A 19,713-nucleotide genomic window follows, 5' to 3' on the forward strand; every position below is an offset into this window, starting at 1 on the left:
GGGCTCAGCCTGCCTCCAGCTTCGACCGGTCACTGCGATGACCGGCGGCGGGTCCTTCCTCCCGCACGGTTTCCATCAGCGCCTCGTGGCGCACGTGACCTCTCGTCCACGCAGAACACCAACGCCCGCTCGGGCGGATCGAGATACAGGCCCACCACGTCGTGGACCTTGTCGACGAAGTACGGATCCGTCGACAGCTTGAACGTCGCTCTCGCGGCCGAGGCCGGTGTTCACCGCATGGCCTCCAGAAACGCCACGCCGACCTGAAGAACGAGTTCTACGAGCGCGTCCGCGCCGAGACGAAGCAACTCCCAGAATCGGAAAGGCGACTCCGGAAAACCGTCTCCGACCTCAAAGAAGTTGCCACGCGGAAGGCTGAAATCAGAGCGCTCCGACACCAAGTCACTCAGCTCGCGCTCGCGAACGCCGTCCTCACGCATCAAGGGAAGAGGCCGGAGAAGCGCTCGGAAGAGGCACGGGACAACGTCGTACCCCTCCGCCCGACGGAAGGCTGACCTCTCGACCAGAGAGGGGAGCGTCAACGAGTACCCCTGCAAGGGTCTGGCGACGTGCCGCGGCTCTCCCGTCAGCTGAACTCAGCCGCGTGGTCGATGGCCCACCTCGCGAAGGTGCCGGCCGGTCGGCCAGTAAGGCGCTCAACATGATCGGTGGTGCGGTTCGACTCCGGTCGACACACCGAGGCAGCCAGCAGCGCCTCTACCAGTCGCTCGGGACGACCGTCTGCGAGCATTCGCGAGCGAGCGAGATCAGCGGGAAGTGACTGAAAGCTCAGACGGCGCCGGAGTGCGGCACCGAGTTGAGCGACCTGATCGGCGCGACTGAGCACCTCGGGTCCGGTCAACACGTATGGACTGGGACCCAGTTGGGCATGGTGCGGCGCGAGCAATACGGCAACCGCCGCATCGGCGACATCGCGTTCGTCGACGACGGCCGTGCGCGCGATGTCCGAGCCTGCGATCACGTTGCCCGCCCGCAACTGTGCCGCCCATCCACGAGCGTTGGAGGCCAGCGTGTCGCTGCGCAGCACCACAGGTCGCAGCCCGACATCGCGCAGCAGGACTTCCATGTCAGCGTGCACCTGAACGATGGGATCGCTCTGTCGGGCGGCTTCGTCGTCTATGGCTGTCGAGGACACGTAGACGACACGGGGCGCCGCTGCCATGAGTTCTGCGACCACTTCGTGGGCAGGGGCGGATTCGAGCAGTGGCCAGATGAAAAAGACAGCGTCGATGCCCAGGAGCGCAGTGCGGACCACCGCGGGGTCTGTGAGGTCGCCGACCACCGACTCGACTGTGGATCGGGGGCCGGTTTGATGGCGCACGAGGCGTCGCACGCGCGCGCCGTGTGTCTGGAGGCGGTCGACGACCTCACGGCCGAGGTTGCCGGCCGCGCCGGTGACCAGGATCGATGCCCTGTGTTGGGTGTCCGTGGGGCGATTGATGTCAGGCATGATCGAGACGCTAAGGGTTCAGGTCGACATGAAGGCAAGGCGTGTGTGATGCAGACGATCGGAGAAGCAGCCGCGGAACTCGGCGTCGAAGCTCACGTGCTGCGGCACTGGGAAGATGTGGGGGCACTCACCGTGGGCCGCGATGGCAACGGCTACCGCATCTACGACGACAACGCTCTGGAGCAGGCGCGCACCGTGCTGAAGCTGCGGCGCGTTGGGCTCTCGCTGCCAGAAGTCATTGCTGCCATGGCGCCGAAGAAGCGGGCAGCACAAGCGGTCGTGAGGGCGAAGATAGCCGCACTCGAAAGTGAGGTCGTCCGCACACAACAGGCCATTACCTTCCTGCAGCACACCGTTGAGTGTCGGCATCGATATCTCGATGACTGTCCGGACTGCGTGCATTTCGTCCGTGACGCCTAAGCCGACCTCCTGCTGGGAAGTTCGTGCGCCGAGTAGCCCCTTCAACCTTTCCTCATGGCACAGTCGCAGAGGGTTACCCGTGCCGCCGTCATCAATGCTGACCACCCAGAGCCGCGCTCAGCGCGGCGCCCAGCACATCGCGGTTCGTGCGGGCCGCGTCGCTGATGTTGGCGGCCCCGGTGTAGCAGGCGCCCGCGCTCTGCTCGGGGTCGGCGTTCATGGGCGTGCCCAGGTCGAGTTCACGGCCGTCGGCGTCGGCCAGGGTCAAGTCGACGGCGGCGCCCGCGCTGTGCGGGGCGGTCTCGGGCGGGGAGACGTAGCGGCCCGCCGCCGCGCGGAGTTGCTCGGCGGTCCACTCCGGGTGCTCGGCGCGCAGTTCGTCGGCGTACCGCTCGAAGTAGTGGCGCTGGAGGGACAGCGGGCGGTATCCCTCGACGAACAGCAGGCGCAGCCCCTCGGGCAGCAGCGCCTGCGCTTCGAGGAGCCGGTCGAGGACGCCCTGCCGCAGGTGGACCTGGGCGCCCACGGAGCCAAGGCGGCTCAGCCGCCGGCCATGAACTCCCTTAGATCCGTGTTGAGTTGGTCGGCGTGGGTGGCGAAGAGGCCGTGGCCGGCGTTCTCGTACACCTTCAGCGTGCCGTTCGGTACCAGCTCCGCCGTGCGGCGGCCGGTCAGTTCGTACGGACCGGAGGCGTCGTGGGTGCCGTGGACGACCAGCACGGGCAGGTCGAGCTTGGTCAGTTCGGGCGCGACGTTCAGTCCGGCGATGAGCTCGCCGAGCGCGACCCCGGCGCGCGCCGTCGCCCCGTGACAGCGCCGGACCATGGACTGCACATAGGCGTCGGAGAGTTCGTTGCCCGGCTGATCGAGGGCGAAGAAGTCACGGGCACCGTCGGCGAAGAAGGCGGCCCGGTCGCGTCGGAAGGCGTCGTTGCCCGCCTTGGCGAGCTCCGGGTCGATGCCGTCCGGGTGGTCCGCCGACCGCACGGGTCCGGGCACCATGCCGGCGACGAGCGCCGCCCGGGCGACGCGCCCGGCACCGTGCCGTGTCAGGCACCGGACGATCTCGGCGGTGCCCACGGAGTGGCCCACGAGGGTGACGTCGCGCAGATCCAGGTGCTCGATCAGGCCCTGCAGGTCATCGGCGAGGCTGTCCAGGTCGAACCCGGCCCACACGTCGTCCGACCGCCCGTGCCCGCGCCGGTCGTAACCGACGCAGCGGTAGCCCTCCTCGGCCAGCGGCAGCATCTGGTACTCCCACATCTCCGTCCCGAAGTAGGAACTGTTCACGAAGACGACCACGGGTCCGTCGGCCGGACCGTAGTCGACGTGGTGCAGCCGCGTACCGTCGACGGGGCTCTCGAAGTACGGCATGGGTTCCTCCCGGAATGCGGTGGCGGGACGGTCGGTATGCCTTTCATGCTTCCGGTCGGCGCGGAGTGCGTCGATTACCTCCGACGTCATGCCGCTCCGGCTCCTGGGCAGCGCGCACGCGTTCTCCCCAGGACGTTGCGGGTCTCCGTCGGCCGGGTACTCGGTCAGCCCGCCCCACCCCACAGGGAGGAGACCGAGGTGAGCAGCGAACCGGGCCGGAGGGTCGTCGTCACGGGCGCCACCGGCAATGTCGGCACGAGCGTGGTGCGTGTGCTGTCCGAGGATCCGGAGGTGGGTTCGGTGCTGGGTCTGGCCCGCCGGCTCCCGCACTGGTCGCCGCCGAAGACGGTCTGGGCCGCGGTCGACCTGGCGGCCGAGCGGCCCCGTCCGGTGAAGGAGTTCCAGGGGGCTGACGCCGTGATCCATCTGGCCTGGGCGTTCCAGCCGACGCACGATCCGGCGGTGACCTGGCGCACGAATGTGCTCGGCAGCATCCGCGTGTTCCAGGCGGTCGCCGAGGCCAAGGTGCCGGTGCTGGTGCACGCGTCGTCCGTGGGTGCGTACTCTCCGGGGCCGAAGGGACACACGGTGGACGAGTCGTGGCCTACGCACGGCTGGCCGGGCGCCGCTTACTGCCGGGAGAAGGCCTACCTGGAGCGCGTGCTGGACACGTTCGAACGGGAGCACCCCGAGGTGCGGGTGGTGCGGATGCGGCCCGCCTTCCTCTTCAAGCGGCAGTCGGCGAGCGAGCAGCGCCGGATCTTCGGCGGGCGTTTCCTGCCCGGCCCCGCGGCCCGGCCCGATCTGCTGCCGTTCCTGCCCTCCATCCCTGGACTACGGGTGCAGGCCCTGCACACGGACGACGCGGCGCGGGCGTACCGGCTGGCCGTGGACTCCGAGGTCCGGGGCGCCTTCAACCTGGCGGCCGAACCGCCGGTCGACGCGGAGCTGCTGGGCGAGATGTTCGGCGCCCGCCCGGTGCGGCTCCCCCGTACCGCGGCCCGCTCGGCGGTCGCCGCCGCCTGGGGTCTGCGTCTGCTGCCCGCCTCGCCCCATCTCTTCGACGCGGTCCTTCGGCTGCCCCTGATGGACTGCACGCGTGCGCACGCCGAGTTGGGCTGGCAGCCCCACCACACGGCGACCGAGGTGCTGGAGGAGTTCCTGCTGGGCCTGCGGCGTGGCGAGGGCGAGGAGACGGAGCCCATGCGGGGGCGCAAGGTGGGCTGACCTCACTGGACTTCGGAAAACTTCGGAACTTCGCAGGACTTCGGCAATCAGTCGAGCCCTTCTCGGCCTTGGCCCAGACCGTCGAGCCGCTCCCGCTGCGGCGCCACCGTGTACTTCGGGTCCTGGGCCGAGGCGATTCCCGCCGCGAACACGCCGAAGCGGGTGCACGCCGAGCCGGCGAGGAGGGCGAGGCCGGAGGCCGCCGCGACGCCACGCCGTCGTCCCGCCAGCGCGCTCGCGAGGGCGCCCGCCGCGGTGAGCGTCCGGGCGACCCGCAGCAGGGTGCCCGCCCGGCCCTCCCGCCAGGTCTCGGCGACGATGCCCAGCCGTCGCTCCGCCGCCTTCGACACCGCCACGTCGGCCAGCGCGGCGAGGCCGGCGGCGCGGCGGGCGGGCGCGTTCTCGTGCGTCGGACCCACCACCAGGGCCATGCCGGCCGCCGCGGCCGCCGCGGAGGCCGCGAAGAGGTAGGGCAACTCGCGGTGGGCGCCGTGCCAGGCAGGGACCGCGGTGTCCGCCGCCAGCACGCCGGTGTACGTGGCGATGCCCGGCCCCAGCAGCGCCGCGACGCCGGTTGCCGCGCCCCCGAGCCGCGGCAGCCGCCCCGTCACCGCGCTCGCGGCAGCGGCACCCGCCGCCGGTCCGTACGCGGACAGCAGCCATGAGCCCATGCTCATCGGCGAGGTCGGCTTGAAGACCCGCAGCATGTTGGCGAACCGGCTCGGCCGCCCCAGGTCGTGCACCAGCGCGGCCGCCGAGAGCGAGACGGCCGCGAGCGAGGACACCTTCAGGGCCGTCGCGGTGGTGGTACGGCCGGTGAGGTGGGCGCCCGCGGCGAGCACCGAGCCGGCGCCCGCGAGCCCGCCGAGGAAGAAGTATCCGGCGATGTCGGGGGCGGCCCAGGACGGCGCCTTGATGACCGGGCGCCCGTAGTACGACCGGAACTCCGCTCGCGGGACGACAGGTTGCTCGCCGCGCCGGCGCCGGTGCCCGGTGCCCGGGGTGGCCGTCATCGTCGTCCCCTTCCCGTCAGCGCGAAGGACAGCGCGAGCCCGCCCAGCAGCGACACGGCGGCCGCTCCCGCGTGCTTCCACATCGCCGGCAGGTCGCGGGTGGTCACGACGGGGTCCGGCGGCAGCCCGTACACCTCGGGCTCGTCGAGGAGCAGGAAGAACGCGCCGTCGCCGCCCACGCCGTCGTCCGGGTCGTGCCCGTACAGGCGCGCGTCGGTGACTCCCGCCTCGTGGAGCTGGTCCACGCGCAGCGCGGCTCTCTCGCGCAGTTCGTCCAGCGGACCGAACTGGATGGACTCCGTGGGGCAGGCCTTGGCGCAGGCCGGTTCCTGGCCGACGCCGAGGCGGTCGTAGCACATCGTGCACTTGAACGCCCGCCCGTCGGCCGGTCGTTGCTCGATCACGCCGTACGGACAGGCGGGCACGCAGTAGCCGCAGCCGTTGCAGATGTCCTCCTGGACGACGACCGTGCCGAACTCGGTGCGGAACAGCGATCCGGTGGGGCAGACGTCCAGGCAGGCGGCGTGGGTGCAGTGCTTGCACACGTCGGAGGACATCAGCCAGCGCATGTCGCCGTCACCGACGTCGCCGTCCGCCAACGGGAGTTGTGTGCGCCCCTCCGGCTTCGGTTGCTCGATGAACGCCACGTGCCGCCACGTCGACGCGCCGAGCGCCTGCGTGTTGTCGTAGGACATGCCGGTCAGCGACAGGCCGTCCTCCGGGATGGCGTTCCACTCCTTGCAGGCCACCTCGCACGCCTTGCAGCCGATGCAGACGGAGGTGTCGGTGAAGAAGCCGACCCGCTCTTCGCTCACTTGCGTGCCTCCGTTCCCGTGGCCGCGGTGATCCCGGCCCGCCTGCGGTACTCGGCGACCAGCTCCGGCAGCGCCGGCCCGCGCGGGCGGCGGCCGGGGCGGATGTCGGCGGTCAAGGCCTTGTCCTCCTGGATGTGGGCGTTGGGGTCGAGGGCGATGGACACGAGTTCGTTGACGGCGTCGCCCGTCGACACACCGTTGGGTCCCCAGTGGAAGGGCATGCCGATCTGGTGGACCGTGCGGCCCTGCACGCGCAGCGGCCGGATGCGGTCCGTCACCAGGACGCGCGCCTCCACGGCGTTGCGCGCGGTGACGATCGTGGCCCAGCCGCCGTGTTCCAGGCCGCGTTCGGCGGCCAGCGCCGGCGAGACCTCGCAGAAGAACTCCGGTTGCAGTTCGGAGAGGTACCCCGACCAGCGGCTCATGCCGCCCGCGGTGAAGTGCTCGGTCAGGCGGTGGGTGGTGACGACGTACGGGAAGACGTCGGCGCCCGGCTCGTCTCCGCTGGGGTGGTAGCGGTTGCCCTCGCGGGGCATCAGCTGGCGTACCGGGTTGCGCGGGGTCGACGGGTAGAGGGCGTTGGTGAACGGCGAGTCCTGGGGCTCGTAGTGGGTGGGCAGCGGGCCGTCCTCCAGTCCCGCGGGCGTGTACAGCCAGCCCTTGCCGTCGGCCTGCATGATGAACGGGTCGTCGCCGCGCAGCGCGTCGGGCCCGGTGGCCTCCTCGTCCGGTACGAAGTCCGGGGCGCGGTCGGGCACGAAGTCGGGCACGTCGTGGCCGGTCCACCTGCCGGCGTCCGCGTCCCACCAGACGTACTTCTTGCGTTCGCTCCACGGTGTGCCGTCGGGCGCCGCGGAGGCCCGGTTGTAGAGCATGCGGCGGTTGGCGGGCCAGGCCCAGGCCCATTCCGGGGCGACCCAGTCCTGTTCCCAGTGCGGTTTCCTGCGGGCGGCCTGGTTGACGCCGTCGGCGTAGACCCCGCAGTAGATCCAGCAGCCGCAGCGCGTGGAGCCGTCGTCCTTGAGTTCGGTGTACGAGCTCAGCGGGGCACCGTCCGGACCGTGGCCGTTGATCTCGGCGAGCACGGCGTCGGCGACCGGCTCGTCGTGCGGGCCGCTGACCGGGTAGTTCCAGGTGAGGTCGAGGAGCGGGCGGTCCATGGGGTCCGTGGAGCCGGCCAGCTTCTCCTTGATGCGGCGGCCCAGGTGGTACATGAACCACAGGTCGCTGCGCGCGTCGCCCTCCGGCTCGACGGCCTCGTGATGCCACTGCACATAGCGGTTGGTGTTGGTGAAGGAGCCGGACTTTTCGGTGTGGGCGGCGGCCGGGAAGAAGAACACCTCGGTGGCGATGTCCTCGGTGCGCAGTTCACCGGTCTCGGTCTCGGGGCCGTCCTTCCACCAGGTCGCCGACTCGATGAGGGAGAAGTCGCGGACGACCAGCCACTCCAGGCCGGCCATGCCCAGGCGCTGGAGGCGGGTGTTGGCCGAGCCCACGGCCGGGTTCTCGCCCAGCAGGAAGTATCCCTTGCAGACGCCGTCGAGCTGGGCCATCACCGTGTCGTAGGTGGAGTGGGAGCCGGTCATGCGTGGCAGGTGGTCGAAGCAGAAGTCGTTGTCGGGGGTGGCGGCGTCGCCGTAGTAGGCCTTGAGGAGGCTGACGAAGTAGGCCCGCATGTTCGACCAGAAGCCCTTTTCCGTGCGCGTGGCTGCGACGAAGTCGTCGAGGTGCATGTGGGCGTGGGCGTGCGGCATCGGGATGTAGCCGGGCAGCAGGTTGAACAGGGTCGGGATGTCGCTGGAGCCCTGGATGGAGGCGTGGCCGCGCAGGGCCTGGATGCCGCCGCCGGTGCGGCCGATGTTGCCGAGCAGCAGTTGCAGGATGCTGGCGGCGCGGATGAACTGGGCGCCGGTGGAGTGCTGGGTCCAGCCGACGGCGTAGGCGAAGGCGCTGGTGCGGTCGCGGCCGGAGTTGGCGGTGAGGTCCTCGCACACCGTCAGGAAGGTCGCGCGCGGGATGCCGCAGATCTCCTCGACCATCTCGGGGGTGTAGCGGGCGTAGTGGCGTTTGAGGACCTGGTAGACGCAGCGCGGGTGCTGGAGGGTCTCGTCGGTGGGGGCGCGGTGACCGGTGCGGGCGCCGCCGGAGCCGTGGGCCTCGGGGCCGGCCGTCTTGCGGGTGCGGTCCTCGTACTGTTCGTCGACCTCGCCGGTGGGCTGCTGCACCTCGACGCCCTCGTACTGCCAGCTGTGCGGGTCGTAGTGCATCCCCTCCTCGTCGAGGCCGGAGAAGACGCCGTCGAGGTCCTCGGTGTCACGGAAGTCCTCGCTGACGAGGGTGGCCGCGTTGGTGTACTTCAGGACGTACTCGCGGAAGTCCTTCTCCTCGGTGAGGACGTGGTTGATGATCCCGCCGAGGAAGGCGATGTCGGTGCCCGCGCGGATCGGCACGTACAGGTCGGCGAGCGCGCTGGTGCGGGTGAAGCGGGGGTCGACGCTGATGATGCGGGCGCCGCGCCGCTTGGCCTCCATGACCCACTGGAAGCCGACGGGGTGACACTCGGCGAAGTTGGAGCCCTCGATGACGATGCAGTCGGAGTGCTGGAGGTCCTGCATGAACGTGGTGGCGCCGCCACGGCCGAAGGAGGTGCCGAGGCCGGCGACGGTGGAGCTGTGGCAGACCCGGGCCTGGTTCTCCACCTGGACCACGCCGAGGCCGGTCAGCAGTTTCTTGATGAGGTAGTTCTCCTCGTTGTCGAGGGTGGCGCCGCCGAGGCTGGCGATGCCCATGGTGCGGGCGGTGCGTTTGCCGTCCTGCTCCCACTCCCAGCTCTCGCGCCGGGTGCGGATGACCCGGTCGGCGACCATGTCCATGGCGGTGTCCAGGTCGAGCGGCTCCCAGTCGGTGCCGTGCGGGCGCCGGTGGAGCACCCGGTACTCACGGGCGGGCCCCGTGGTGAGCTGGAGCGTCGCCGAGCCCTTGGGGCACAGGCGGCCGCGGCTGACCGGGGAGGCGGGGTCGCCCTCGATCTGGACGACCTTCTCGTCCTTGACGTAGATCTGCTGGCCGCAGCCGACCGCGCAGTACGGGCAGATGGACGGCACCACCCGGTCGGCGGTCTCGGTGCGCGGTCGCAGGCTTTCGGTGTGCGCGGACTTCGCGGCGCTGCCCCGGCCCGTGCGGTCGGCGCCGGTGAGCTGACGGTAGACGGGCCACGAGCGGACCCGGTCGGCCATACCCATGGGGGCTCCTGTGGCGGTCAGTCGGTGGGCTCGTCCGGGGTGGGGTGTTCGGGGTGGACGTTCGCCGATCGTGGCTCGCCCCGCCTGCCCGTGCCCGCCTCATCGGTGTCGGGGACATCGGGCTGCTCCGCCTGGGAACCCTCCGGGCTCGCCTCCCACGGGTCCTCGCCCTCGCGGGCCTGCTGGTCAGGCAGGTCCCGCGGCACGGGCGTACCGCTTCTTCCGCGCTCCTCGGGACGCTGGTCTGCCACGACGTACTCCCTTCGTGTCGTCCGAGCGACACGCGAGTACCTCTGCGCCGGGCCCGTGAAACGTCAGTGCGGCGCGCGTTCCTCCAGGGCCGTGCGCCAGGCCGGGGCCGGTCCCTCGGGTGCGGGTTCCGGGCGGCGGCCGCCGCGGGCGAAGAAGTCGGCGAGTGGCAGGATCGCGGCGCCGACGGTGACCGCGTCCGGGCCGAGCTTGCCCAGGTCGACGGTGACCTTCTCGGCCGGGTGGCGCAGGGCGTACGCGGTGGCGTGGCGGCGTACGGCGGGCAGGAAGCGGGCGCCGAGCTGGAGGCCGGCCCAGCCGCCGATGAGGATGCGTTCGGGCTGGAAGAGGTTGATCAGGTCGGACAGGCCGGCGCCCAGGTACTCGGCGGTCTCCTCCAGGACGGCCAGCGCGACGGGATCGGCCGGGTCGCCGCCCTCGGCCGGGTAGGCGGCGGCCAGCATCGCGGTCAGCGCCGTCTCCTCGTCGGTGCCCTCCGGCGGCTGCCCGCCCGCCTCGCGCCAGCGCTGCAGCAGCGACTCGGCACCCGCGTACGCCTCCAGGCAGCCGAGCGCGCCACAGCGGCAGCGGCGCCCCCTGACCCGTACGGTCAGGTGCCCCCACTCCACGGCCCGGCCGTGCTCCACGTCGGGGGTGACCAGGCAGGCGCCGACGCCGGAGCCGAAGAGGACGACGACCGCGTTGTCGGCGCCGCGTCCGCCGCCGAACCACATCTCGGCCTGGCCGAGGGTCCTCGCGCCGTTGTCGATGAAGTACGGCACGGAGTCGGGGAGCTGGGAGCCGGTACGGAGCAGGGCCTCCAGCGGGACCGCGTCCCAGCCGATGGTCTGGCCGTGCACGACGGCGCCGCGGTCCGGGGTGTGCTCGACGATGCCGGGGACGCCGATGCCGACGCCGAGGAGCCGCTCGGGTGCGATGCCGGCGGCGGCGAGCACCTCGGCGATGCCGTCGCGGATGTGGCCGACGATCACCTCGACCTCGTATCGCTGCTGCTCCAACGGGTGTTCCGCGCGGGCGAGTTCGGTGAGGGTCAGATCGAACAACTCGATCCGCACCCGGGTCTCGCCCACGTCGACGCCGATCATGTGGCCGCTGCCGGGTGCGACGCGCAACAGGGTGCGGGGGCGGCCGCCGTCGGAGTCGACACTGCCGGCCTCCTCCAGCAGGCCGTCGGCGACCAGGTCGGCGACGACGTTGCTGACCGAGCCGGAACTCAGACCGGTGACCGGGCCGAGCTCGAAGCGGCTGAGGGGGCCGTCGAAGTACAGCCGTTGCAGCACGACCGCGCGGTTGGCCCGCCTGAGGTCGCGCACCGTGCGCCCGTTCCGCCCCGCCATATGGCTCCTTCCGAACCCTGCCGGAACCTGTCCGGCAGCGTGCCCGACCTGCAACATACCGCCGCGGGCACGCCTGGCGCACTTTCTCTGACCCTTAATTCACGCAGCGAGCTAAGCGGGCCGCCGTTGCGCACGCGCGCCTATGCGGCGGTGGCCAGGTCCGTGATCTCCTCCAGCGCCCTGACGAGTTCGGGGGCTACCAGCTCCTGAACCCAACGGTTGCGGCCCTCGTCGAACCCCCGCGGAACCCCCTCGGTGAGCATGATCAGGTAGAGGTAGGCGCGATACAGGGCGAGGCGGAGGCGGGCGGGGGTGTCGAAGTGGACCCGGCCGTCGGCCTCCCGGTAGCCCGCAAGGAACGGCTCGTCCTTCCAGATGTCCCCCAGCAGCGCGAGGGAGACGAAGTCGGCCAGGGGGTCGCCCCAGAGCATGCGCTCGCCGTCGATGAGCCCGCCGATGCGGGGCGCCCCGGCCGAGCGGTCCACGAGGATGTTGCCCGGCCAGAGGTCGAAGTGGACGAGGCTCGGGACGGTGACCTCGGCCAGCGCCTCCCCCGCGGCCCGGGCGGTGCGGGCGATCTCGTCGACGGGGCGGGGCAGCCGGGCCCGGTAGTGGCGGGCGTCGTCGAGGACCGCGTCGAACATCCCCGTGAACGCGGTCCGCCAGTCGGAGGCGAGCGGCCCCAGGGCACCGGACGGATAGCCGAAGCCGGGCCCGGTCACCCGGTGCAGACGGGCCACCTGGCGGCCCAACTCGGTCCGCAGATCCGCCTGTTCGGCGTCCGTGAGCGAGTCGTCCCAGGGCTCGCCCGGGCAGCACGTCATCAGCAGATGGCGTACGGCCGGGTCGCCGGCGAGGGCCACCACGCGGGGCGCCGGTATGCCGGCCTCGGCAGCGCCGCGGCAGAACTCTTCCTCGGAGAGAAGGAGTTGACGTTCGTACCTCAGGCCGGGCACGGTGGGCGCGACTTTCAGCACCAGGAGGTGGCCGTCGGTGAGGCGGAGCTCCTCGACGGTGTTGTAGGTGCCGCCGCCGAGGGGGCGGAGGTGGGCGAGGCGGTCGGGCGGGATGCCCGCCGACCCCAGGACCTGCCGGGCCCGTTCCCAGGAATCTGCCACCGTGCGCCCGCCTCTCCCCCATCGGTCATGCCGCGTACACGTCCTCGACGTACCGCCCGGCGGCGATCAGCCCGTCCAGCCACTGTTCGACTGCGGCCTCGTCGGCGCCCGGCGTGCGGTCCCGGTACAGAGTACGGAACGCCTCGCGCGTACCCGGCGCCATTCGCGAACGCCGTCTGCGGCCAGTCAGCACGCTGGGCCGCGGCGAACCCTGGGGAGCTGGTCGCCCGCGCCTACGCACCGGGGCTGCTCGCGACGGGGGTGTGGCCGCCCGAGCCTGCGGTCGGGGAGCAGGCGGTGCCGGCTCCCTCGGGCGCGCCGAAGCGGGCGACGGTGTGCCACACCTTCTTGAGGTCCTGGAGTTCATGGCGTCCGGCGCGGACGGCGTCGCCGATGACGCGCGGGTCGAGCCGGCCGCCGACGGCGATGCGGGCGCCCAGGTCGGCGTACTCCTGTCCGCGGTAGTCGGCGTGGCGGTACAGCTCGGACACGGTGAGGCGGTAGCCGGGGTGCCACTCCAGGGGACAGGGCAGCAGGCGGGCGGCGGTCTCGACGGGGGTGCCGCGGTAGCTCGCGTCCAGGACCAGTGCCTCGGCGTCCCGGGCGAGGTCGACGCCTCCGTGCACCTGCGCCTCGATGTAGTCGTCGAGGGCGTCCCGCTCGTCGGCCTCGGCGAGCGGGACCAGGGACATGCCGGCGGCGACCCCGAAGTCGGTGGGCTCGGCCGCGCTGTCGGGATAGCAGAAGGTGGTGCGGGCGAGCGTCGTCGCGGTCAGCCGAAAGTGCGAGGAACCGAACCGCGGGGCGGCCCCGACCACTTGGCGACGGAAGTCCAGCGCGCCGTACACCGGCCGGTCGTGCGCGTCGGCGTCGTCGTACGCGCCGCCGAAGATCCGGCTCTCCCAGCGCCAGCGGTCACCGCCGGGGTGCGCGGTGAGGCCACCGTTGCCGGTGCCCGTGACGAACTGCGAGACGTAGGCGCCGTCCTCGGCCAGCGCCCGCAGGATGGGCAGGCCGCGGACTGATCGGTCCGGGTGGAAGTTCAGCGTGACGCGCAGGTCCGGGCCGACGGCCGGCCCGGTGGAGCGGGCCGCGACATGGCGCAGCGCCGCTCGCGCCCGCGGTGATGCGAGACCCCCGAAATCCACTGGCATCCCTTCTTCGCGACTGCTTACCCTAGGCAGAAACCTAGTATCCCTAGGTTTACCTCGCGTCAGGAACACCAGGTCCACCCAGGTATGCCAGGAGGCCCCTCCATGAGATCACTCACCGAGCCGGAGATCCGCAACTCCTTCGTCAATTGTTCGAAGGGCGAGGCAAAACGACTGACCGTGCCCCGGGATCTCGACCAACGCCCCTGGGACGACCTGGACTTCCTGGGCTGGCGAGATCCGGGCGCGCCCGACCGCAGCTGTCTGGTCACCGAGCGGGAGGGGCAGTTCATCGGCGTGACGCTGCGGTTTCCGTCCTCGCAGCGCGGCTTCCTGCATCGCAGTATGTGCTCGCTGTGCCTGACGACCCACCGGGGTGGCGGGGTCTCACTGATGACGGCCCGCAAGGCGGGGGCGGCGGGTCGCGAGGGGAACTCGGTCGGGCTGTACATGTGCACCGACCTCGCCTGTTCCCTCTATGCGCGCGGCAAGAAGGTCCCGGACTCCGGTTCCCGATTCGAGGAGAGCCTGACGGTGGAGGAGCAGATCGCCCGTACGACGGGCAATCTCTCGGCGTTCCTCGACAAGCTGTACGTCTGAGGTCGGCATCACTCCGGGACGACCGCAAGCACGATCTTGCCTCGATGGTCGCGGCTCTCCGACTGTTCGTGGGCGGCGCGCGCCACCAACGCGACGGCGGCCGGGGCGACGCCCCGGCCGCCGTGGCCCACCTCGCGCACGCTGCGCGGAAAGGACCGGCCGCCGACGGTGCCGAGGACGACATCGGCGCCGCGCCCCTCGGCCGGCCGCAGCACCTCCTCGACCTCGGCGTCATCGGGGCGCACCGCCGCCACCGGGTGAAGGTGGGCGACCGTACGCCGGACGGGCCTGCCGGAGCACTCATGGCCGGCGATCCGGACGCCCCGGATCCCGGCCCGCCCAGCTCACACGGCCGGTGGCGTCCAGCGAGGGTCGCGGCCCAGGAATGCCAGCAGGGCCTCGGCGCTGCCGTAGCCCTCGCGCAGCGGCTCGGCGGGGGCGAAAACCTGGTACGCGTCGCGGAGGTGGTTCACGAGATGGTCCGCCGCCGGGCGGATTCCCTCGGCCAGGTCGTCCGGCAGTGGCCGGTTCTGGCCCGTCGCGACGGCGATGTCCCAGGCGTGCACGGCCGCATCCATCGCGGCCGCCGCGGCGGCGAGCGGCAGGGGCAGCGGGCCCAGCGGGGTGGGCACCTGATCCGCGTCGGCGGGCAGCTGCGCGTACCCGTCCGCGACCGAGGCCAGCACCTTGTCGAGTTCGGCCACCGGGTCGCCGGCGAGCGCGTCAGCCGGCTGGAAGGGGTCGCTGTCCGGCCGGCCGCCGGTGAGGACGAGGCCGTATGCCTGCTGGTCGATGCGCGCGTGGTTGAGGACCTGCCGTGCCGTCCACGCCGAGCACGGCGTCCGCGCCGCCCAGGCTCCCTCCGGAACCGCGCCGGCCACCCCCCGCAGGTAGTCGTGCGAACGGGTGAGGACCTCGATCCGCTGGATCTGCGACATGTCCGCGTCCCTCCTGTCACCTTCGGGCTGGTGAGAACAATCTAGGCTCATTTGCGGACACCTACGGTCCTCAATGGGGACGTTCGAGCAGTCCGGTGAAAGGGAACAGGCCAAGAGATGCAAGATGCTCGTGAGTGGACAGAGTCCCTCGGACGGTTGGTGAGACGCCACCGGGACCCCGTGGTCGTACAGGCGTTGCGGTCGGCGGCCGCCGCGTCGATCGCGTACGTCATCGCGCTGCGGCTCAGCCCGGAGCCCAGACCGCTGACGGCCCCCCTGACCGCGCTGCTGGTCGTACAGGTCACCCTCTACTCCACGCTCACCACGGGCATCCGCCGGGTGAACTCCGTGGTGGCAGGCGTGCTCGTGGCCATCGCCTTCAGTCTCCTGGTCGGGCTGACCTGGTGGAGTCTCGCGCTGCTCATCGTGGCGTCGCTCGCCGTAGGCCATCTGGTGCGGGTCGACGAGTTCGTACCCGAAGTGGCGATCAGCGCCATGCTGGTGCTCGGCGTCACCAGCGTCGGCGACACCGCCTGGGCGCGGATCGTGGAAACGCTGATCGGCGCTGTCGTCGGGCTCGGCTGCAACCTGCTGCTCGCCCCGCCCGTCTGGGTGGACAAGGCGGGCGAGTCGATCGAGGGGCTGGCGCGCCGCGTGCGGCAGTTGATGCTGCGCGTCGGCGAGGAGGCCGCCGGTCGCACGCCCGCGGAGCAGGCGGCGGCACGACTGCACGAGGCGCGCCGGCTCGACCACGACATCGTCGAGGTGGACGCGGCCCTGCGGCAGGCCGAGGACAGCCTGCGGCTGAATCCGCGCGTTCGCGAGGGCCTGCTGCACCGGGTGGTGCTGCGCACCGGTCTGGACACGCTGGAGATCTGCACGGTCGTGCTGCGGGTGATCACCCGCACCCTCACCGACCTCGCCAAGGAGCGCGAGCCCGACCCGCTGTTCCCGCCCGAGACGGGCGCGGTCGTGGAGCGGCTGCTGTCCGAGGTCGCCGACGCCGTGGTCAGCTTCGCGGTCCTGGTCACCACCGACGTCAGCGTCAACGCCGAATCGGCGGAGGAGCGACTCACCGCGGAGCTGCGCCAGGCCGCCGCCACCCGCGACAAACTGGCCCAGCTGCTGCTGGAGGGGATCCAGCGCGACGCGCGGCAGTGGCAGCTGTTCGGTGCGGTCCTGACCGAGGTCAACCGCATCATCGACGAGCTCGACACCGAGCACCGCTCGCACCGGCTGCTGGAGGAGCTGGACCGCTGCTCGCGCGAGCAGCGCGAGCGCATGCCGTGGGTCACCTGGCTGCGGGAGCGACTGGGCGGCGGCCGCATGCCGCGTCTGCAGCGGCGGAACCGCGAGGCCACCCCCCGTCGTTCTCTGTGAGGACGACACATGAGCGACGACGACGCATACGCGACGAGGGCGCACGCGTGACGACGGCGCTGTGTGACGACGGCGCACGCGGGACAAGGGCGCACGCGCGACGACGGCGCATGACGCGAGGTACGGCACATGGACGATGGCGATGTACGGCGACGAGGGAGCGTCCGGATGACCGACACCACCGTGCGGATCGACGGGAACACACTGCGACTGCCGGGCGGTGTGGCGGTGCGGTTCGTCCGTACGCTGCGCCTGCCCGAGACGGGCACCCACCCACTGCCGCCCGGGCTCGGCGAGTTCCCCGTGCGCCGCGTCTCGGACCACCCGGACACCGTCCCCGAGCAGTGGCGGGCGCGTGGCGGTGTGATGCTGCCGGTGTATCTGCGTGAGGCGATGTGGCTGAGCTTCTCGGGGACGACGGAGCCCGCCGCGCTCCAGGTCGGGGTGGGCAAGGTGTGCGCGGTCTCGGGGAAGCGGTGGAGTGACCGGCTCGCCCGGCACCCGCAGAACTACCTCGTGCTGCCGCGTCAGCCCTGGCTGGACGGCATCAACTCCGGCAAGGGCACGGTCCGCCAGTTCGTGGCGGTGCCGCTGGGGCTGGGCGCGACGGTCGAGGGCCAGGTCACGGGCGAGGAGGTCTGGGGCGGCGTACAGCTGCAGTCGTTCCCGCTGAACGACCGGGCGCTGGCCGAGTGGCGTGAGGAGGAACGACGTCAGGCGGAGCGGAGACGGCTGACGATGACAGGCGGGGGCGGCTACGGTGGCCCGCCCCCGCCCGGCGCGATCCCGGCCGCCCCCATGGCCGCGGCCGCCCCCGGGGGACCGCCCCGCGCGGCCGCGGCCATGGGGCTCGGTGTCGGCGGCTCGATGCGCCAGGAGGTCTACAAGGACGACCGGCCGTTGAAGGACTGGGCGACGGAGCCCGCCGGGCGGGTCTTCGTGCATCTGGTGACGCCGCCCGAGTGGCGTCGCATCACCGGGGAGGAGCCCCCGCCGTCGCCCGTGGACCGTGCGGCGTACACCCGGGCCGGCCTGCCCTGGTACGACTACTACGACCAGGACGCCGAGGACCTCTCCCCCACGGACACGCTCGGGGGCGTGAAGCCGGTCGGCGACTGGCTGGGGGATGATCACGAGCCCTGGCAGCAGCCGTCACCCGACCAGGTGCGGCCGCTGAAGGACGCGCCGGGGAAGCCGGTGGAGGACGGCGACTGGTAGCAGACGATGCGAGCGTTGCGCCCTGCGCAACGCTCGTTGCTTTTTTTGCGCTTCAGGGGCGCCGACGTCAAGGTGGCTGTGACGACCGGGGCAATCGACGACCTGAGGTGCACACATGGGCAGTGAGGCAGAAGCGTCGCGTGGCGGCTGGAGCAGGCGCCGTTTCGTCGGCACGCTCGGCGGAGCGGCCGCGGCGACGGCTCTGGCCGCCTGCGGGACGGCCTCGGAGACCTCGAAGACGCCCGAGACAGCGGGCGCCAGGGCGCGGCAGCCGACCCCGGACGCCTCGCCGCAGACGTCGCGGAAGCCAGCGGGCTCCGGCCCACGCCCCCTCTACATCGGCACCTACACCTCCCCCGAGGACGGCGGCAAGGGCATCGGGCTCGCCACCTACGACAGCGCGACGGGCCGGATCATCGGCACCGGCACTCTCACCGACGTCGACGACCCGTCGTACCTCGCGGTGCACCCGAACGGCCGGACGCTGTACGCGGTGAACGAGCGCGAGAAGGGTGCCGTGACCGCCGTACGGCGCTCCGACCGCCGCATTCTGGGCAGCAGTGCCACGGGCGGCGCGCAGACCTGCCATCTGTCGGTCCATCCCGGCGGGCGCTGGCTGCTCACGGCCGACTACGGCTCGGGCAGCGTGGCCGTGTTCCCGATCGACGCGTCCGGGGCGCCGGGCGAGCGCACGGACATGGTGACCCACACCTCGCCCGCGCCCGGGCCCGGCCAACAAGGCCCGCATGCCCACCAGTTCATCACCAGCCCGGACGGCGGTCACGTCCTCGCCGTCGACCTCGGCACGGACACGGTGTACACCTATCGCCTGGACGAAAGGGCCGGCACGCTCACGGAGGTCGCACAGGCGCACACCCGGCCGGGCGCCGGTCCGCGCCATCTGACCTTCCACCCCGGCGGCCGGTACGCCTACCTCGCCAACGAGGTCGACGACACGGCCGCGGTCTGCGCCTACGACCCGGCCACCGGCCGCCTGACCGTCGGCAGGCCGCAGTCCACCGGGAGCGGCAAGGGCACCAACTACCCGGCGCAGTTCCTGGTGACGGCGAACGGCTCGTACGCGTATCTCGCCAACCGGGGCCACAACAGCCTCGCGCGCTACGCGGTGGAGGCGGACGGCGCGCGGCTGAGGCTTCTCGGCACGGTGCCGGTGGCCGGTGACTTTCCGCGACAGATCGCGTTCTCGCCGGACGGTCGGCTGCTGTTCGCGGCGAACCAGCGGTCGGGTACGGTCAGCGTCTTCCACGTGGACGAGAAGAGCGGTGAACTGCGGCTCGCGGGCGAGCCGTTCGCCTCACCCGTCGCGGTCTGTGCGCTGCCGCTGTAGGGCGCGCGGGCAGGAGGCGGCGCTCGCCTGCGTGAGCAGGGCGTGCATGCGCTCGGTGAGCTGCGCGACGTCGTCGGCGGGTGCGTGGAAGGGCAGTCGTACCTCGCCGTGGGTGCGGGCACGTTCGATGCGCAGGGTCAGGCCGTGCCGGTCGACTGCGAGCGGCTGGACACGCACGGCGCCGTGCAGACTGTCGGGCCGGACGAGCCGGGTGAGCCGCTCGACGGCGTCCGGGTGGGCGTCGGCGAGGTGGGTGAGGAGTTGGGCTTCGGCGCCGGCCAGGGGGTCGGGTGCGGCGGCGGCGAACTCGTCGAGGGCGATGACGACCGCGCCGGAGGGCTGTTTCAGTACGACACGGGTGGCCTGCAAGACGAGATGGTCGCCCTCGGGGGCGAACCAGCCGGCGAGCCAGAGCCGGGCGCGGATCCGGTTGCGCACGGGGACGGGTGCGACGTCGGCGCACTCCAGCACGGCGGTCGGCTCGCCCCGGGGCGCGCAGATCGCGGCCGTGAGCAGGGTGCTGTCCTCGGGCACGCGCACACGCACCCGGCCGTCCTCGTCGACGGTGTGCGCACCGACGAACTCCTCGCGTCCGCCGTCCGCGATCACCGCGCAGGACCATGCGGCGGCCAGCACCGAGCGGGCCCGTTCGGCCGCGGAAGGCGCGGCCGTCCAGGTCTGGCTGTCACCCATCCCCTAACCTCCTTAGGTAAGCCTTGCCTAACCTATCGGAGATCCGGGCTTGCGCCAACCGTGGGGGCCGCACCCGTCGGCCTCGGGCATCAGCCGCC

The 19,713-nt window shown here is 71.8% G+C and carries 20 protein-coding genes and 2 pseudogenes; 7 read left to right on the forward strand and 15 right to left on the reverse strand.

Annotated features, from left to right (window positions below):
• Nucleotides 1–92 precede the first annotated feature (92 nt).
• Nucleotides 93–206, reverse strand: a pseudogene (locus ACFY16_RS34610) (IS630 family transposase); the annotation flags it as partial.
• On the opposite strand from ACFY16_RS34610, the gene ACFY16_RS34615 reads away from it, so the two are divergent.
• Entirely contained in the window at nt 162–515 is a 354-nt protein-coding gene (locus ACFY16_RS34615; RefSeq protein WP_390651191.1) for a hypothetical protein, read from the forward strand. The pseudogene ACFY16_RS34610 and the gene ACFY16_RS34615 overlap by 45 nt on opposite strands.
• Nucleotides 516–586: 71 nt before the next feature.
• Here the strand turns inward: ACFY16_RS34615 and ACFY16_RS34620 are convergent, their stop codons facing one another.
• Nucleotides 587–1,471 (reverse strand): NAD(P)H-binding protein, encoded by an 885-nt coding sequence (locus ACFY16_RS34620; RefSeq protein WP_390651192.1) that lies wholly within the window; start codon nt 1,469–1,471, stop codon nt 587–589.
• A gap of 48 nt (nt 1,472–1,519) precedes the next feature.
• Between ACFY16_RS34620 and ACFY16_RS34625 the strand changes: the two genes are divergently transcribed.
• Nucleotides 1,520–1,891: a MerR family transcriptional regulator gene (locus ACFY16_RS34625; RefSeq protein ID WP_390651193.1), complete on the forward strand. Its 372-nt coding sequence runs from the start codon at nt 1,520–1,522 to the stop codon at nt 1,889–1,891.
• Nucleotides 1,892–2,000: 109 nt separating this feature from the next.
• Here the strand turns inward: ACFY16_RS34625 and ACFY16_RS34630 are convergent.
• Both ACFY16_RS34630 and ACFY16_RS34635 read right to left on the reverse strand, forming a co-directional pair.
• Nucleotides 2,001–2,435, reverse strand: a pseudogene (locus ACFY16_RS34630) (M15 family metallopeptidase); the annotation flags it as partial.
• Complete coding sequence (locus ACFY16_RS34635; protein ID WP_390651194.1) at nt 2,432–3,265, reverse strand: alpha/beta fold hydrolase; 834 nt, start codon at nt 3,263–3,265, stop codon at nt 2,432–2,434. The pseudogene ACFY16_RS34630 and the gene ACFY16_RS34635, both read right to left, overlap by 4 nt.
• Before the next feature lie 198 nt (nt 3,266–3,463).
• On the opposite strand from ACFY16_RS34635, the gene ACFY16_RS34640 reads away from it, so the two are divergent.
• Complete coding sequence (locus ACFY16_RS34640; protein ID WP_390651195.1) at nt 3,464–4,492, forward strand: SDR family oxidoreductase; 1,029 nt, start codon at nt 3,464–3,466, stop codon at nt 4,490–4,492.
• Nucleotides 4,493–4,539: 47 nt separating this feature from the next.
• Here ACFY16_RS34640 and nrfD read toward each other — a convergent pair whose 3' ends face one another.
• From nrfD to ACFY16_RS34680, 8 genes are all read right to left on the reverse strand, one after another.
• A complete protein-coding gene (gene nrfD / locus ACFY16_RS34645; RefSeq protein ID WP_390651196.1) occupies nt 4,540–5,505 on the reverse strand; it encodes an NrfD/PsrC family molybdoenzyme membrane anchor subunit in 966 nt (321 codons plus the stop codon).
• The gene (locus tag ACFY16_RS34650; protein ID WP_390651197.1) at nt 5,502–6,320 is read right to left on the reverse strand and encodes a 4Fe-4S dicluster domain-containing protein; all 819 of its coding nucleotides are present in this window, start codon (nt 6,318–6,320) and stop codon (nt 5,502–5,504) included. The genes nrfD and ACFY16_RS34650 overlap by 4 nt, the downstream gene beginning before the upstream one ends.
• The gene (fdh, locus tag ACFY16_RS34655; RefSeq protein WP_390651198.1) at nt 6,317–9,562 is read right to left on the reverse strand and encodes a formate dehydrogenase; all 3,246 of its coding nucleotides are present in this window, start codon (nt 9,560–9,562) and stop codon (nt 6,317–6,319) included. Before fdh ends, ACFY16_RS34650 begins: the two co-directional genes overlap by 4 nt.
• Before the next feature lie 17 nt (nt 9,563–9,579).
• On the reverse strand, nt 9,580–9,813 hold the full coding sequence (locus ACFY16_RS34660) for a hypothetical protein (protein WP_390651199.1): 234 nt from the start codon (nt 9,811–9,813) through the stop codon (nt 9,580–9,582).
• A gap of 63 nt (nt 9,814–9,876) precedes the next feature.
• Entirely contained in the window at nt 9,877–11,169 is a 1,293-nt protein-coding gene (locus ACFY16_RS34665; RefSeq protein ID WP_390651200.1) for an ROK family protein, read from the reverse strand.
• Nucleotides 11,170–11,309: 140 nt separating this feature from the next.
• Nucleotides 11,310–12,287: a phosphotransferase family protein gene (locus ACFY16_RS34670; RefSeq protein ID WP_390651201.1), complete on the reverse strand. Its 978-nt coding sequence runs from the start codon at nt 12,285–12,287 to the stop codon at nt 11,310–11,312.
• A gap of 25 nt (nt 12,288–12,312) precedes the next feature.
• Nucleotides 12,313–12,450, reverse strand: coding sequence for a hypothetical protein (locus ACFY16_RS34675; RefSeq protein WP_390651290.1), 138 nt, complete (start codon nt 12,448–12,450; stop codon nt 12,313–12,315).
• Between the two features lie 70 nt (nt 12,451–12,520).
• Nucleotides 12,521–13,435 carry a DUF3626 domain-containing protein gene (locus ACFY16_RS34680; RefSeq protein ID WP_390651202.1) on the reverse strand — a complete coding sequence of 305 codons (915 nt, stop codon included), beginning with the start codon at nt 13,433–13,435 and terminating at the stop codon, nt 12,521–12,523.
• 108 nt (nt 13,436–13,543) lie between these two features.
• Between ACFY16_RS34680 and ACFY16_RS34685 the strand changes: the two genes are divergently transcribed.
• The gene (locus ACFY16_RS34685; protein ID WP_390651203.1) at nt 13,544–14,038 is read left to right on the forward strand and encodes an FBP domain-containing protein; all 495 of its coding nucleotides are present in this window, start codon (nt 13,544–13,546) and stop codon (nt 14,036–14,038) included.
• 8 nt (nt 14,039–14,046) lie between these two features.
• Here the strand turns inward: ACFY16_RS34685 and ACFY16_RS34690 are convergent, their stop codons facing one another.
• Complete coding sequence (locus ACFY16_RS34690) at nt 14,047–14,292, reverse strand: hypothetical protein (protein ID WP_390651204.1); 246 nt, start codon at nt 14,290–14,292, stop codon at nt 14,047–14,049.
• 90 nt (nt 14,293–14,382) lie between these two features.
• Nucleotides 14,383–14,976, reverse strand: a complete 594-nt coding sequence (locus ACFY16_RS34695) for a TIGR03086 family metal-binding protein (protein WP_390651205.1) — start codon at nt 14,974–14,976, stop codon at nt 14,383–14,385.
• 117 nt (nt 14,977–15,093) lie between these two features.
• On the opposite strand from ACFY16_RS34695, the gene ACFY16_RS34700 reads away from it, so the two are divergent.
• The 3 genes from ACFY16_RS34700 (at nt 15,094) to ACFY16_RS34710 (ending at nt 18,922) form a co-directional block, all read left to right on the forward strand.
• Complete coding sequence (locus tag ACFY16_RS34700; protein WP_390651206.1) at nt 15,094–16,356, forward strand: aromatic acid exporter family protein; 1,263 nt, start codon at nt 15,094–15,096, stop codon at nt 16,354–16,356.
• 168 nt (nt 16,357–16,524) lie between these two features.
• Nucleotides 16,525–17,574 carry a hypothetical protein gene (locus tag ACFY16_RS34705; RefSeq protein WP_390651207.1) on the forward strand — a complete coding sequence of 350 codons (1,050 nt, stop codon included), beginning with the start codon at nt 16,525–16,527 and terminating at the stop codon, nt 17,572–17,574.
• Nucleotides 17,575–17,689: 115 nt separating this feature from the next.
• Nucleotides 17,690–18,922, forward strand: a complete 1,233-nt coding sequence (locus ACFY16_RS34710; protein ID WP_390651208.1) for a lactonase family protein — start codon at nt 17,690–17,692, stop codon at nt 18,920–18,922.
• On the opposite strand, the gene ACFY16_RS34715 is transcribed toward ACFY16_RS34710, so the two are convergent.
• Nucleotides 18,890–19,615 (reverse strand): DUF2470 domain-containing protein, encoded by a 726-nt coding sequence (locus ACFY16_RS34715; protein WP_390651209.1) that lies wholly within the window; start codon nt 19,613–19,615, stop codon nt 18,890–18,892. The two genes, ACFY16_RS34710 and ACFY16_RS34715, sit on opposite strands and share 33 nt — an antisense overlap.
• Nucleotides 19,616–19,713: the final 98 nt, after the last annotated feature.

Origin of the sequence: Streptomyces sp. NPDC001315 (genome assembly GCF_042896175.1) — a bacterium.
Lineage (GTDB): Bacteria > Actinomycetota > Actinomycetes > Streptomycetales > Streptomycetaceae > Streptomyces.

Excerpts from the sequence above, each read along its gene's own strand:
- ACFY16_RS34620 (WP_390651192.1), bottom strand. The coding sequence starts at position 1,471 with ATGCCTGACATCAATCGCCCCACGGACACCCAACACAGGGCATCGATC.
- ACFY16_RS34625 (WP_390651193.1), top strand. The coding sequence starts at position 1,520 with ATGCAGACGATCGGAGAAGCAGCCGCGGAACTCGGCGTCGAAGCTCAC.
- ACFY16_RS34635 (WP_390651194.1), bottom strand. The coding sequence starts at position 3,265 with ATGCCGTACTTCGAGAGCCCCGTCGACGGTACGCGGCTGCACCACGTC.
- nrfD (WP_390651196.1), bottom strand. The coding sequence starts at position 5,505 with ATGACGGCCACCCCGGGCACCGGGCACCGGCGCCGGCGCGGCGAGCAA.
- fdh (WP_390651198.1), bottom strand. The coding sequence starts at position 9,562 with ATGGGTATGGCCGACCGGGTCCGCTCGTGGCCCGTCTACCGTCAGCTC.
- ACFY16_RS34665 (WP_390651200.1), bottom strand. The coding sequence starts at position 11,169 with ATGGCGGGGCGGAACGGGCGCACGGTGCGCGACCTCAGGCGGGCCAAC.
- ACFY16_RS34675 (WP_390651290.1), bottom strand. The coding sequence starts at position 12,450 with ATGGCGCCGGGTACGCGCGAGGCGTTCCGTACTCTGTACCGGGACCGC.
- ACFY16_RS34685 (WP_390651203.1), top strand. The coding sequence starts at position 13,544 with ATGAGATCACTCACCGAGCCGGAGATCCGCAACTCCTTCGTCAATTGT.
- ACFY16_RS34695 (WP_390651205.1), bottom strand. The coding sequence starts at position 14,976 with ATGTCGCAGATCCAGCGGATCGAGGTCCTCACCCGTTCGCACGACTAC.
- ACFY16_RS34700 (WP_390651206.1), top strand. The coding sequence starts at position 15,094 with ATGCAAGATGCTCGTGAGTGGACAGAGTCCCTCGGACGGTTGGTGAGA.
- ACFY16_RS34705 (WP_390651207.1), top strand. The coding sequence starts at position 16,525 with ATGACCGACACCACCGTGCGGATCGACGGGAACACACTGCGACTGCCG.
- ACFY16_RS34710 (WP_390651208.1), top strand. The coding sequence starts at position 17,690 with ATGGGCAGTGAGGCAGAAGCGTCGCGTGGCGGCTGGAGCAGGCGCCGT.
- ACFY16_RS34715 (WP_390651209.1), bottom strand. The coding sequence starts at position 19,615 with ATGGGTGACAGCCAGACCTGGACGGCCGCGCCTTCCGCGGCCGAACGG.